Genomic DNA, 14,630 nt, shown 5'->3' with positions numbered 1-14,630 from the left:
TATTTATTTTTATCGGTTGCTAATTAATTATTCTACATCTTCCTCAAACCAGCTTTTTCCTTTTTCAAGAAGCTTGTCGAAAAATGATCCTTTTGTTTTTTTCGAATGGCCTTTCACCGCTGCAATTGAGCGTTTGTTGCGTTCATTCGATTCAAAACCTTTCAACACAAGTCCAACTCCTGTTGCGTACATTGGGCTTGTTAATTCTTCTTTGGTAGCAGATTGTCCTAAATGTTCGTTAGGATAACCAATACGAGAATTCATTCCCGTAACGTATTCAAACAATTGATTAATATTGTTTAATTCTGCTCCACCACCTGTTACAACGATTCCACCAATGAGACGTTTCTCATATCCTGAATTTTTAATTTCGTAATAGATGTGTTCAATAATTTCTTCCATTCGCGCCTGAATAATTCCAGACAAACTTTTAATGGATATTTCTTTAGGCTCGCGTCCCCTTAATCCAGGAATGCAAACTACTTCATTTTCTTGACTTTCACTTGCTAAGGCACTACCAAACTTCACTTTTAAAGATTCTGCTTGACGTTGTAAAATTGTGCATCCTTCTTTGATGTCATCCGTAATTACATTTCCTCCAAAAGGAATAACTGCAGTATGACGAATAATTCCACCATGGAAAATTGCAATATCAGTTGTACCACCACCTATATCTACCAAAACAACACCTGCTTCTCTTTCTTCATCTGAAAGAACAGCCGCAGCACTTGCTAAAGGCTCTAAAATAGTTTCATCTACTTCAAGATCTGCTTTATGAATACATTTTTGAATGTTTTTGGCTGCTGCAATTCTACCCGCGATAATATGGAAATTTGCTTCCATTCTAACACCAGACATTCCAATAGGATCAATAATTCCTTGTTCACCATCAACGATATATTCTTGAGGAAGTACGTGAATAATTTCTTCACCCGGCTCCATCACTAATTTGTACATGTCATCAATCAAAGCATCAATATCCGCTTGAGATATTTCTTCATGCGTTGAATTACGTGTGTAAATTCCGCGGTGTTGTAAACTTTTAATGTGCTGACCAGCGATTCCGACATTCACCAAGCCAATTGTTAATTCGCCTTCGACTTGTTCTTGCGCTTGATTAACAGCTTCTCTTATAGAATTAACTGTTTTTTCAATATTGGAAACCATTCCACGCGTTACCCCATGAGATTCGGTTTTTCCCATAGAAAGAATTTCGATCTTTCCATGTTCATTTTTGCGTCCAACAAAACAAGCTATTTTTGTTGTTCCAATATCGATTCCTACAATTATTTCTGACATCCTATTCTTTTTTCTTGGCAACAATTTGATCTTTAAACTTCAAATTGATTGATTCATATTTACTCCAACCTTCGTACGGTATAACTTCTTCATAAAAGGTGGTTAGTTTTTTAAACTTATCTGCAACCATCTCATCTGAATCTGCTGCTCCAAAAATGATCTTGTGTTCACCTACTCTTGGAATCATAATAAAACCGTCCTTTTTCGTGTAATGAACCTGAACAATTTGTGCATTATAAAAAGCATCCTTACAAACATAGTTTGAAATACGATAGATCTGATCCATCTTACAGATAGTTTTCAAACTATCATTGTTAATTATTTCGTCGTAACCCAGCTTACTACTAATGAGTTGTTCTAAACCTGTGAATGCAAGTATTTTTGGTTTTGCATAGGGTGAAAGTCTCATTAACTCATAATCATTGTCAATATAAAAATCATCAACTCCGCTGGCAATAACCCTTGCAATTGGCCTTCTTGTTTTTACATCAATGTGCCACTTATTGTCTAATTGCATATAAACATCAGCGGTTAAAACCTCATTCATTTCTTCTAAATAGCTTTCAATTGCTTCGATTTTTAATTCCGATTTTTGTAAACTATCTCGAAATAAATGCAAAACGCGTAATTCATTCAAAAGCTCTTCTTCTGTCAACAAAGTAATTCCGTCTTGAACATTTAATTCAATTATAGGACTTTGTAAACGTTGTTCTGCAATCTTCTCATTGGCAGCAATCAACAAAAATACTGTTCCTCCGAAGATGAATATTAAAAGCGCTATTTTGAGGAATTTAATCATAAAATCATTTCAGCAATTGGTTCTACAAGTCGATCAATATTTCCAGCACCCACTGTTAAGATCACTCCTTTATTTATTTTTGATAATGCTTTCAAAGCTTCTTCAGGAGATAAAACCTGAGATTTAACAGACATCATTTCAGACAAGGCTTCACTTGTTACACCTTCAATTGGCTCTTCTCTGGCTGGATAAATAGGCAATAAAATTACATTATCTGCCTTACTCAGAGAAGCTGCAAATTCATTCATAAAATCTTGTGTACGAGAAAACAAGTGGGGTTGAAAAACAACATGAATTGGTAAATCTTTGTAGATTAATCTTACAGAATCTAGTAAACTATTTATCGCCGTTGGATGATGAGCATAATCATCAATATAAATGAGGTTTTCTTTTTGGGCTACTAATTCAAATCTTCTTTTCACACCTTTAAAGCTTTCCAAAGCAGGTTGAATTTCCTCCATTTTAATCCCGATTGATTCACACATTGCAATTACAGAAAGTGCATTTTCAGCATTGTGAATTCCTGGCAGGCCTAAAACAACATTCTTAAAAATTTTTGTTGGTGTTTCCACGGTCATCATGAATTGACCGTTTTCCATTTTCAAGCCACTTCCTTTATAATCTGTTTTAACTTTGGTTTCTACTCCGTAAGTAATTCTTGGTAAATCTTGACAAACATCAACTGAATGATGCACAATTAACTTTCCTTTTGGCGCAATCAAATTTCCGTATTCTTCAAATGCTTGAACTAATGCTTCTTTACTTTTATAAATATCTAAATGATCAGCATCTGTAGAAGTTATAATGGATGAAAAAGGCTTTAATTGATGAAAACTTCTGTCATATTCATCTGCTTCAACAACCATTATTTGACTAGAAGTTTCAATTAATAAATTTGAATTAAAATTAGCACTAATTCCACCTAAAAAAGCGTTGCATTTATGCTCAGTTGAGGTAAGAACATGTGCAAGCAAGGTAGAAGTTGTTGTTTTACCATGAGTTCCAGCGACTGCTAAAGTTGTGAAATCAGCAGTTATGTTTCCTAACACTTCTGCTCTTTTTTTAATGGTAAATCCTTGTTCTTTTAAATATTGTAATTCCTCCATATTTGCAGGAACAGCCGGTGTAATTACGATTAATGTTGAAGATGGATCTCCGACTACTAATTTTACATCTTTTCCAAGGTCGTTATAATGAATATCGATTCCTTCGTAATAAAGTTGCTTGGTTAGCGGAGTTTCTGTTTTGTCATAACCAGCAACACGAATTTCTTTAGCATTAAAATAGCGTGCAAGCGCAGACATTCCGATTCCTCCGATTCCAATAAAATAGATATTTGAATAATTTAATCTCATTACGCTAATATACTTTTTATCACATTTACAATTCGTTCATCTGCATTAGCAATTGCTTTCTTTTGAATGTTTGTTGCCAATTCTTTTTGTTCTTCCGGATTATTAATTAATTCTAATAAACGTGGAACTAATTTCTCTCTTGCTTCAACATCTTTTATTAAAATCGCAGCATTGTCTTTAACTAAAGCCATTGCGTTTTTTGTTTGGTGATCTTCTGCTACATGAGGAGAAGGAACCAAAACAATCGGCTTACCAATAATGCACAATTCTGAAATCGCTATTGCACCTGCACGAGAAATGATAATGTCTGCAACAGCATACGCCATTTCCATTTCATTGATGAATTTCGTGAGCACAATTCCTGTCATATCGAGATCTTTGGTTCTGGCAAGCATTTCATCGTATTGATAACTTCCGGATTGCCAAATCAACTGCACATTGTTTTCTTGAAGCAATTTTATTTTATCCACAAAACTTTCGTTAAGTGTTTTCGCTCCTAAACTTCCTCCAACAACTAAAACAGTTTGCTTGTTTGGATCTAATTTAAAATGTGCAATTCCTTTGTCTTTTAATCCTTCAATTTGAACCACTTCTGCCCTTACAGGATTTCCAGTGATTTCAATTTTATGAGCAGGGAAAAACTCTTCTAATCCAGTATAAGCTACACAAATTTTTGTTGCTTTTTTAGATAGAAATTTATTTGTTTTACCAGGATAAGAATTCTGTTCTTGAATAATTGTTGGAATATTCAACATACTGGCAATCTTCAAAGTTGGAGCACTTGCATAGCCACCTACTCCAATGACCACATCAGGATTAAAATTCTTAATGATTTTTCTGGCCTTCATTAAAGAAGCCAAAACTTTAAAAGGCAATGATAAATTCTTTGCTGTAATTCTGCGTTGAAATCCGCTGATCCATAAACCAACGATTTTATAGCCTGCAGCAGGAACACGCGTCATTTCCATTCTTCCTTCAGCTCCAATAAACAAAATTTCAGCTTCTGGATATTCTTTCTTAATGCGATTAGCGATGGCAATAGCTGGAAATATATGTCCGCCTGTTCCACCGCCCGAAATGATTACCTTTTTGATGCTCATCTTATTCCGATTTTAAGTTTGAATTTAAAGATTCACCTTTAGGATTATTCTTGTGCGCAATGCTCAATACAATACCCAAAGAAACGCAACTCATTACCATGGCTGATCCTCCCATTGCTAGGAAAGGCATATTTTGACCGGTGACAGGCATAATTCCCGTACAAACAAACATGTTTACCATGGCTTGGGACAATAACAACAATCCAATTCCTATAGATAAATACGTATCAAATAAGTTTTTAGCGTTCAATCCGATTCTCAAGATACGGTAAAATAAAATCAAGTACAAAAAGATTAAAAATATGGCACTAATTAATCCAAATTCCTCAACGAATGAAGAATAATAGAAGTCGGCATAGGCTTCAGGTGTGTAATGCTTTAGGTCTCCATCACCAACACCAACACCCGTATATCCACCGTTATGAATGGCTAATTTCGCATTAATGGCTTGCATATTTTCTACAGAAGCACCTTCACTACCATACGCTTTAAAGAAACGATTTACCCAAGTATCAAAACGCGGTAAAAGGTTAGCAGCTGGAAGAGCAATATGAGTCAAAACAAGTGCTCCAGCTAAAACTATTCCACTTCCAATGACAGTAAATATTTTGCTCATTGGAAATTTTCCTACGAACAACAAAAGCAAACTCACCATAAAAATTATGGCTGCGGTTGAGAAGTTGTCTTTGGCAATTAATCCACAAATTAATAAAATCGGACCAACTACAGAGAAGAGACTTTTCTTCCATGAATCAAAATAATCACGATTACTGACCAAACGACGAGAGAGCAAGATTACTAATGCAAGCTTGGCAAAATCAGAACTTTGAAAGGTAAGTCCAATGATTGGAACCCTTACCCAACGCGATGCATCATTGACACGTACGCCGAAGAAGAAAGTGAAGACCAGAAGGGCAATGGCAATAATAAAAATAAATTTAGACAGTTTTTCAATGTATTTAGGGTCCTGTCGATGAACCCAATACATTGTCAAAAACCCAATAACAATATATATGGTATGCTTAAACAAATAGCTAAATGGCGTCCCTCCTTCTGTTTTCACAAGAATGGGAACAAAGCTGTAGACACTCACCATGGATAATCCCAAAAATAGAATGGTGACGATCCAGATTACCCTGTCTCCTTTTAGATATTTGAATATATTTTGCACTTATACTTATTTACTTTAAATCTTTTACTTCTTTAACTTTACGCTTCTCTATTATCAACTTTATAAATTCACGCCTTATTTAGACCTTATAACTATCCTCTACTTTAAAAATTTTCAACTTTTTTCACTCTAAACTTGACAACTCTATAACTTTTCAACTTGACAACTTTTTTCTACTTGATAACTCTATAACTTGACAACTTTTTTCTACTTGATAACTTGATAACTTTTTTCAACTTGATAACTTTTTCAACTTGATAACTTGATAACTTTTTTCTACTTGATAACTCTATTCAACAACAAAACTTTTCCCTACCTCTAAACTTTGAGCCGGTTTTCAAAATGGATTCTCCATTCTTTAGAAAATGAAGCTTTCCCCTCACTGTAACACAAAATCAAATCTTCCTGGTCGATATCAAACATTTGCATAGCTGTTGCAATGTTATTTTTTAACCATGAACTTTGTTCATTCTCATTTAATGGAGCGATTCCGTCATTTATCCAATCGAAAACCAAAACCTTGTGGAGTTCATTTTTCGCCCAATGCTTGTCGTCTAAATCCAATTCATTTTCGTTATAATTAAATAGCCAAATAGAAGGATTTTCTGACAAGACAAGATCTTTTAATTCACTAGAAAGATTTAATTCTCTCCAATGAAAACAAGGTGTTGTGTCATACCACTTTTGCATGAAGCGAAGTTTAAAATCTTCAACTGCATTTCCGCGGGCTTCTCTTATTAAATCTTCAACTGAATTGCGCATCATTTCGAATTTTATAGTGAACGAACAGCGTTTTTAAACTGCTGACCACGGTCTTCATAATTTTCAAACAAATCGAAACTTGCACAAGCTGGTGAAAGCAATACAGTTTCGTCTTTTTTGGCGAATTGGTATCCGTATCTAACTGCTTCAATAGGTGATTGCGTTTCAATAATCGTATCTACAATTCCAGTGAATGCTTCAATGATTTTTGAATTATTTTTCCCAAGACAAATGATTGCTTTTACCTTCTCTTGCACTAAAGGAATTAACTCCTCATAATCATTTCCTTTATCTACTCCACCAACTATCCAAACTGTTGGATTATACATACTTTCTAATGCATACCAAGTAGAGTTGATATTAGTCGCTTTTGAATCGTTGATGAATTCTATACCGTTTACTTTGGCAACAAATTCTAAACGGTGTTCAACATTCGTGAAATCAGCTAAACTTTCACGGATATTATCTTTACGTAATTCAACCAATCTCCCAGAGATACCAGCCACCAGAGAATTTTGAACATTGTGCTTGCCTTTTAGGGCCAAATCATGAATCGACATAGTTAATTTATTTTTTATTGTTATTGTTTTATCTTCGTCATTATAAAATCCTCCTTCAACTGAATTATCTATCAGTGAAAAAGGAAGTGTTTTCGCATTAATCTTATGCGTTTTCAATTGCTTTTTAATCTCTTTATCATCTGCATTGTAGATAAAAACATCATCTGCAGATTGATTTTGGATAATTCTCATTTTCGCTTCTCCGTATTCTGTAATACTTTCATTATAGCGATCTAAATGATCTGGCGTGATATTCAACAGAATTGCGATATCAGCTTTGAAATCGTACATATCTTCCAATTGAAAAGAACTCAATTCTATTATGTAATAATCCGCTTCGTCTTTAATTACGCTTCTCGCTAAACTAATTCCAACGTTTCCAGCCATTTCTACTTTCAGTCCCCCACCTTCAAAAACATGGTGAATTAAATGCGTAGTTGTTGTTTTACCGTTACTTCCTGTAATTGCAATCAACTTGGCAGAAGTATATCTGGCAGCGAATTCAATATCACAAATTGGCTTTAGTCCAACTTTATGGATTTCTTTAATTAATGCACTGCTGTTAGGAATTCCAGGACTTTTAATAATTTCATCCGCTGATAAAACTTTTGACATTGTATGTCCGCCTTCTTCCCATGCAATTGCATTTTCCTCAAGTTCAGTTTTGTATTTATCTTTAATTTTTCCTGCGTCACTTACGAATACATCATATCCTTTCGCTTTCGCCAAAAGTGCAGCACCGACTCCACTTTCGCCAGCACCCAAAATCACGATATGTTGTTTATTCGTTTCCACTTATCTCAGTTTCAAAGTAACGATGGTAATTACAGCCAATAAAATTCCGACAATCCAGAAACGCGCAACGATTTTTGCTTCGTGCATTCCTTTTTTCTGATAATGATGATGCAGTGGTGCCATTAAGAATATCCTTCTTCCTTCACCAAATCTTTTCTTTGTTAATTTGAACCAGCCGACTTGCATGATTACAGATAAATTTTCGATTAAGAAAACTCCACATAAAACAGGAATCAATAATTCTTTACGAATAGCGATTGCAAATACTGCGATAATTCCACCGATTGCTAAACTTCCAGTATCTCCCATGAATACTTTTGCTGGATAAGCGTTGTACCAAAGGAATCCGATACAAGCTCCAACAAATGCGGAGATAAAAATCACGAGTTCCTCGGCATGAGGAATGTACATGACATCGAGATAATCGGCGAATTGAACGTGGGCACTGACGTAGGCCAATACTGCCAAAGCGATTCCTATGATTGCGGAGGTTCCGGTAGCTAACCCATCGAGTCCATCCGTCATATTTGCACCATTTGAAACGGCGATCACAATAAAGATTACGATAGGAATAAAGATCAACCAACCCCAAGAAGTTGAGTCTTCACCCAAGAACCAGTTGTAATTGATTTCATTGTTTTTCACAAATGGAATTGTCGTTGTCATATCACGTGTTTCAATCCATTGTGCATTCTCACCAGGTGCGTTTCTATGAGAATCTGTCACAAAAGTCTCCCCTGATTTCAATTCATATTGCGCTGAAACTTCTTTGTGCACTTTTACATCTGGATGAAAGTACAACATTGCACCAACGATGATTCCAACACCAATTTGTCCAACTACTTTAAATCGACCAGCTAAACCCTCTTTATTTTTCTTTAGAACTTTCAAGTAATCATCAAGAAAACCAATTACTCCTAGCCAAACTGTAGCAATAATCATTGTTAAAACATAGACATTGTGCAGTTTTGCAAAAAGCAGCGTAGGAATTAAGATTGCACCAATTATAATTAGTCCACCCATTGTTGGTGTTCCTTCTTTTTCTTTTTGTCCTTTTAATCCCAGATCTCTAACATTTTCGCCCATTTGCATTTTACGCAAAAGGTTAATCAGTTTATTTCCAAAAAGGATAGAGATAATTAACGACATGATTAGTGCCATTCCCGATCTAAACGAAATGTAATGAAACAATCCCGCTCCTGGAAAATCGAATGTATCTAAGTAATTAAATAAATAGTACAACATTATTTCTCAAATTTGATTAGTAATTCTTTCAATATTTCTAAATCATCGAAGTCATGTTTTACTCCGTTAATTTCTTGGTATGTTTCATGACCTTTTCCAGCGATTAAAATAATATCACCTGGTTCAGCCATGCTACAAGCTGTTTTTATGGCCTCTTTTCTATTGGTAATGCTGATGGTTTTCTTGAAATGTTCTCCACCCACTCCCACCATCATTTCTTCAATGATAGTTTCAGGATTTTCCGTTCTTGGATTATCAGAAGTTAAAATCAGTTTATCGCTAAATTCGCAACCAATTGCCGCCATTGTTGGACGCTTTGTTTTATCGCGATCTCCACCACATCCTACCAATGAAAAAACTGTTTCGTTTCCTGTACGGATGTTTTTAATCGTTTTTAAAACATTTTCTAACGCATCTGGTGTATGTGCATAATCTACAATTCCGATTACACCTGTTTCACTTTTAAAATATTCGAAGCGACCCTCAACAGATTTTAATTCTGACATCACACGCATTACTTCCAATTGATTATCGACCAATTGATCTGCAATCGCATAAACCAAAAGAAGATTGTATGCGTTAAAATCTCCAATTAACTGCGTGTATAATTCTGTTCCGTTAATGGAAAGTACCAATCCAGCAAAGTTATTTTCCAAAACTTTCGCTTTGTATTCCGCAACACTTTTTAAACCGTAAGTCACTTTATGTGCTTTCGTATTTTGAAGCATTACGTCTCCATTTTTATCATCTGCATTTGTAATAGCAAAAGCTGAAGAAGGCAATTCATCAAAGAATTTTTTCTTAACGTTGATGTATTCTTTGAATGTATTGTGGTAATCTAAATGTTCATGCGTAATATTCGTAAACGCTCCACCTGCAAAGTGCAAATTGCTTGTTCTGTGTTGGTGAATTGCATGTGAACTTACTTCCATAAAACAGTATTCACATCCAGCTTCAACCATTTCAGAAAGTAGTTTATTCAAACTCACTGCATCTGGCGTTGTTCTTTCCGTTGGAATTGAAACATCGTTTATCTTATTTACGACAGTAGAAATCAGTCCAACTGGAATTCCCATTTTCATAAAAAGATTGTACAACAAAGTCGTTGTAGTGGTCTTTCCGTTTGTTCCTGTAATTCCGATTAGCTTAATCTTCTTTGAGGGTTGATCATAGAAATTATTCGCTAAAACTGAAAGTGTTTTGTGTGCATCATTGACAACAATGTAATTGATTCCTTCTTTCAATTCGTTTGGTTTATCCTCACAAATAATAGTTGAAGCACCTTTTTCAATTGCTTTATTGATAAAATTATGACCATCCACCGCAGCGCCTTTTATAGCCACGAACAGATCATTATCACTGACTTCTCTAGAGTCAAAAACAAGTTGTTCAATCTCAATTGCAGTTGTTCCCACTACTTCTTTTATGGAACTCCCATATAATATGTCGCGTACACTTTTCACTTTCTAATTCTGTTTTAATTTCAATTCGACGAGTCCACCCGGGGCTGATTTTGTGCCCGCTGCTAATGATTGACTCACCACAGTTCCGTATCCCTGCGAATGGACTACCATTCCTTGTTTTTCTAATAAATACATTGCATCGCTTAACCCCATTCCTTTAACATCTGGAATCCTGTTCTTTTTAATCGCGTAATCAGAAAAAGCAACCGCATTTCCGTTTGCTGTTCTCGTTTTTACCCAACTTTGATTTCCTTTAAATTCCTTTTTTACCTCAAAGCGATTCAGCACCGTATTGATATCATATCGGCTTCCGTTTTGAACATAAGGAACACTTGCGATGGATGGTTTTTCGTTTACCGCTTTATGGTAATTGTAACTTGATGCATAAACTTTATTTGCGATTGCAGAGAAAACAGTTCCAGAAACAGAAGCTCCATAAATATCATCAGTTGGCGCTGCAATTACAACGATACATGAATACATTGGATCATCAGAAGGAAAAAATCCTGCGAAAGAGGCAATGTATTTCTTCTCTCCTTCGGCACCATAACCTTTGTTTCTGTTTGCAATTTGAGCAGTTCCAGTTTTACCGGCGATTTTAAAGAAAGTAGAGCTTAATCTTTTCCCTGTTCCGTTAATCATAACTCCTTCAAGTGCTTCTTTCATCACATCGATTGTCGCTTGACTACTGATTTTTTCATGTACTACAATTGGTTCAAATTCTTGAATGACTTTTCTGTTATTGATCACTTTAGTGACAAATTGTGGCTTCATGTATTTCCCGTCATTTGCCACAGCGTTGTAAAATGCAAGCAGTTCAAGAGGCGTTAATTGAAATTCATATCCAATTGCCATCCAACCTAAAGATCCACCCCACCATTGAGAACTTCCAGGTTTTGAGTAAGAAGGGTCTACTTCTCCCAAAATATTAATCCCCGTTCTGTCCGTCAAACCAAACTGTTTCATTCTATCGATGTAACGTTGCGGTTCACTTCTATAGCTATTGAAAATCACTTTTGAAATCACATTAGAAGAATGTTCGAACGCTTCTTTGATGGTAATTTTTCCATAACCCCAAGGACGCGAATCACGCAAGCTTCTATCATAAAACTCATATCTTCCCACCGCATTCACGGTATCCGTCATTTTGATTTTACCGTCTTCTAACGCCGCCATTAAAGAAGCCAATTTCATTGTAGAGCCCGGAACTTCTCTTGTTCCGATAGCGTGATTATAAATTTCAGCGTAATTTCCAGAACTGGTCTTTTGAAGATTTACCATTGCTTTTACAAAGCCTGTTTTTACATCCATTACAATCGCACATCCGTAGCGTCCACCTTTCGTTTTTAACTGATTTTCAAGTTCCGTATGCGCTACTTCTTGAATATCTTTATCAATAGAAGTAACAACATCATATCCGTTTATTGCTTCACGAACGATTGTTCCTGTTGGTTTCCATGAGTTAGAAATCAATTGTTCAACAACAACTCCATTTTGTCCTGATAGGTATTTATTGTAAGCTCCTTCAATTCCAACCAATAAAGTATCGTTCTTGTTGTTTTTTACGTATCCTAAAGTACGTGCTAGTAAATCATCGTTTGGACGTTTACGAATAATCGTTGCATTGTTATCAATGATTCCACCTTTGTATCTTCCTTTTTCAAAAATTGGTAATTCACGAAGTTGCTTTCTCACTTCATTGGTTACTTTCTTTTGAATCAAGACATATCTTCTTTTTCTTGCTCTGGCTTCACGAAGGTATTCTTCATATTCGCGAGCAGATTTATCTTTAAAAATTTTTGACAACCCAACACTAAGTCCACCCACACCTTTTGTCCATATATCTTCTTTCACCGTAACAGGATCCATATAGATATCGTAAAATGAAACAGAAGTAACCAATGGATTGAGGTGAATATCTAAAATTTCTCCTCTGCGTGGCTCAACAATAGCTGAACGTTGTTGTAATTTATCTGAAGTAGTTGTGAAAATATTATCACGGCCATCCATGATAATAGAAAAGGTTCTACCAATTACCACAAGCATAGCAATGACTACTAAAAAGTAGATCAGATACGTTCTTATTATGACTGTTTTTGGCAATTTCATCTTTTCTAAACTTATTTTTTATCTTTTTTAATTCGAATTACTTTTGTTGGATTAATTGTCTCTTTCAATCCCAAAGGCTTCAATTTTTCAATCATTTTAGTCCTTCTTGTCAACTCTTCCAATTTTGCTTTCGTTTCAACATAATCAGCTGTGATATCTCCAACCGCCTTTTCTTCTTTTGCAATATCATTTGACAATTGGTTAACATAATATCCTTTCGAAACAGTTAAAATCATCAAGAAAATCACGAAGAAGATGTAGTTGAAATTATTCATCACGAAGTCCTTAGTTAAAAAGTCACCATTCATGATTTGCACCAATGATTGTGATTGCTTTTTACTTGCTGCAGCGAAACGACTTTTCTTTTTCTTCTTTTTCGTTTTCGCTTTGGACGGCGTATCTGATATGTAATTATTCCCCTTCATTTCTCTCTGCAACCCTCAACTTAGCGCTTCTCGCTCTAGAATTTTTTTCTAACTCTTCTTCATCAGCCACAGATGGTTTTCTTGTAATCCCTTTGAATGGCTTTAAAATATTTCCGAAAAAGTCTTTCTCAATTTTCCCGGTAAAACTTCCGCTTTTTATATAGTTCTTCACCAATCGGTCTTCCAATGAGTGATAAGACATTACCACTAATCTTCCTCCTGGTTTTAAAACTTCTGCTGTTTGCTCTAGCATTCTCTCCAATACATTCATTTCATCGTTAACTTCGATGCGAATGGCTTGAAAAACTTGAGCATAAAATTTATTTTCTTTGAATTTTGGAGCAATTGGTTCTAACACTGCTATTAATTGACCAGTTGTAGCAATTGGAGTAGATTGACGTTTTAAACAAATAGCTTGCGCAATGCGGCGAGGAGATTTCACTTCACCATATTTCCCAACCATTGTTACTAACTGTTCCTCAGAATATTCATTGACCACATCGTAAGCCGATTCGCCACTTCTTTGATTCATTCTCATGTCCAACTTTTCGTCAGAGCGAATACTGAATCCTCTTTCAGGAATATTGAATTGATGAGAAGACACGCCAAGATCTGCCAAGATTCCATCCACTTTTGAAATACCCAGCATACGCAATTGGTTTTTCATGAATGAAAAGTTAGAAGCTACAAAATGGAAATTTGGTGCAGTCCAAGCATTTTTCTTGGCGTCTGCATCCTGGTCAAAAACAATTAGCTTTCCTTTATCAGAAAGTAATTTAAACATTTCACGTGCGTGTCCACCACCTCCAAAAGTTAAATCAAGATAAATGCCATCTGGATTAATATCCAAACCATCAAGGCATTCTTGAAGCATTACCGGAACGTGGTATTCGTATTGGTCTTTATTCTCCTCCATCTTCCATATTACCCATTACCTCATCTGCTAAATCAGCAAAATCTGACATGCTACCTTCGATCATTTCGAAGTATGCAGTTTTATCCCAAATTTCTATTCGGTCATTGTAAGCTATAAGCATTGCTTCCTTACCTAGACCGACGCGCTCCATGTGTGACGTTGGAATCAAAACACGTCCTGTTTTATCAAGCGATACATCTTTTGCACCTTGATGAAACAATCTGTAGAACATTCGATTCTTTGGTTTAAACAAATTGATTTTAGAAAGCGATTCACTCAACTTCTCCCATTCATTCATTGGGTAGAGCGTTAAGCACTCTTCAAAACCTTTGTTCAACATAAAACTTTCTTGGGCAGCAGGAGAAAGTTGCCTTCTCAAATGAGATGGAAATAAGAAACGCCCTTTGGCATCCAATTTCACTTCATATTCTCCTACTAATCCTGCCATGTACTTTATAATGCGTAAAAATAATGGAAAATTTACCACTTTTTACCACTTTAAAACAAGTGTTGAAAACTATTTACGTTTAACCGCAGATAAAAGTTACATTTATTTTTACCCAAGCCAACTAATAGCAGCAAATATAAGGAAAAAGAATAGAGTGGTAAAATGTGGGAGAATATTACCAAT

General features: G+C 35.5%; 13 protein-coding genes. All 13 read right to left on the bottom strand.

The window, feature by feature from the left end; translation table 11 throughout:
• Positions 1-27: 27 nt before the first annotated feature.
• Positions 28-1,299 (bottom strand): cell division protein FtsA, encoded by a 1,272-nt coding sequence (gene ftsA / locus ERX46_RS14240; RefSeq protein WP_130094543.1) that lies wholly within the window; start codon positions 1,297-1,299, stop codon positions 28-30.
• 1 nt (position 1,300) lies between these two features.
• Positions 1,301-2,098: a cell division protein FtsQ/DivIB gene (locus ERX46_RS14235; protein WP_130094542.1), complete on the bottom strand. Its 798-nt coding sequence runs from the start codon at positions 2,096-2,098 to the stop codon at positions 1,301-1,303.
• Positions 2,095-3,453: a UDP-N-acetylmuramate--L-alanine ligase gene (murC, locus tag ERX46_RS14230; protein ID WP_130094541.1), complete on the bottom strand. Its 1,359-nt coding sequence runs from the start codon at positions 3,451-3,453 to the stop codon at positions 2,095-2,097. Before murC ends, ERX46_RS14235 begins: the two co-directional genes overlap by 4 nt.
• Positions 3,453-4,553 carry an undecaprenyldiphospho-muramoylpentapeptide beta-N-acetylglucosaminyltransferase gene (murG, locus tag ERX46_RS14225; RefSeq protein ID WP_130094540.1) on the bottom strand — a complete coding sequence of 367 codons (1,101 nt, stop codon included), beginning with the start codon at positions 4,551-4,553 and terminating at the stop codon, positions 3,453-3,455. The genes murC and murG overlap by 1 nt, the downstream gene beginning before the upstream one ends.
• A 1-nt stretch (position 4,554) precedes the next feature.
• On the bottom strand, positions 4,555-5,724 hold the full coding sequence (locus ERX46_RS14220; protein ID WP_130094539.1) for an FtsW/RodA/SpoVE family cell cycle protein: 1,170 nt from the start codon (positions 5,722-5,724) through the stop codon (positions 4,555-4,557).
• Between the two features lie 318 nt (positions 5,725-6,042).
• Positions 6,043-6,486 carry a hypothetical protein gene (locus ERX46_RS14215; protein ID WP_130094538.1) on the bottom strand — a complete coding sequence of 148 codons (444 nt, stop codon included), beginning with the start codon at positions 6,484-6,486 and terminating at the stop codon, positions 6,043-6,045.
• Between the two features lie 11 nt (positions 6,487-6,497).
• On the bottom strand, positions 6,498-7,841 hold the full coding sequence (gene murD, locus ERX46_RS14210; RefSeq protein ID WP_130094537.1) for a UDP-N-acetylmuramoyl-L-alanine--D-glutamate ligase: 1,344 nt from the start codon (positions 7,839-7,841) through the stop codon (positions 6,498-6,500).
• Positions 7,842-9,086, bottom strand: a complete 1,245-nt coding sequence (gene mraY, locus ERX46_RS14205; protein WP_130094536.1) for a phospho-N-acetylmuramoyl-pentapeptide-transferase — start codon at positions 9,084-9,086, stop codon at positions 7,842-7,844.
• Positions 9,086-10,549 (bottom strand): UDP-N-acetylmuramoyl-L-alanyl-D-glutamate--2,6-diaminopimelate ligase, encoded by a 1,464-nt coding sequence (locus ERX46_RS14200; protein WP_130094535.1) that lies wholly within the window; start codon positions 10,547-10,549, stop codon positions 9,086-9,088. The genes mraY and ERX46_RS14200 overlap by 1 nt, the downstream gene beginning before the upstream one ends.
• A 3-nt stretch (positions 10,550-10,552) precedes the next feature.
• Complete coding sequence (locus ERX46_RS14195; protein ID WP_130094534.1) at positions 10,553-12,658, bottom strand: penicillin-binding protein; 2,106 nt, start codon at positions 12,656-12,658, stop codon at positions 10,553-10,555.
• Positions 12,659-12,669: 11 nt separating this feature from the next.
• Positions 12,670-13,083: an FtsL-like putative cell division protein gene (locus ERX46_RS14190; protein ID WP_130094533.1), complete on the bottom strand. Its 414-nt coding sequence runs from the start codon at positions 13,081-13,083 to the stop codon at positions 12,670-12,672.
• A complete protein-coding gene (rsmH, locus tag ERX46_RS14185; protein WP_130094532.1) occupies positions 13,070-13,999 on the bottom strand; it encodes a 16S rRNA (cytosine(1402)-N(4))-methyltransferase RsmH in 930 nt (309 codons plus the stop codon). Before rsmH ends, ERX46_RS14190 begins: the two co-directional genes overlap by 14 nt.
• A complete protein-coding gene (gene mraZ, locus ERX46_RS14180) occupies positions 13,986-14,447 on the bottom strand; it encodes a division/cell wall cluster transcriptional repressor MraZ (protein WP_130094531.1) in 462 nt (153 codons plus the stop codon). The genes rsmH and mraZ overlap by 14 nt, the downstream gene beginning before the upstream one ends.
• Between the last annotated feature and the right edge of the window lie 183 nt (positions 14,448-14,630).

The sequence above is a fragment of the Brumimicrobium glaciale genome, assembly GCF_004152935.1.
Classification (GTDB): Bacteria; Bacteroidota; Bacteroidia; order Flavobacteriales_D; family Crocinitomicaceae; genus Brumimicrobium; species Brumimicrobium glaciale.
Note: the sequence above shows the minus strand (reverse complement) of the source record. Positions and strands in the feature narration are given on the sequence as shown.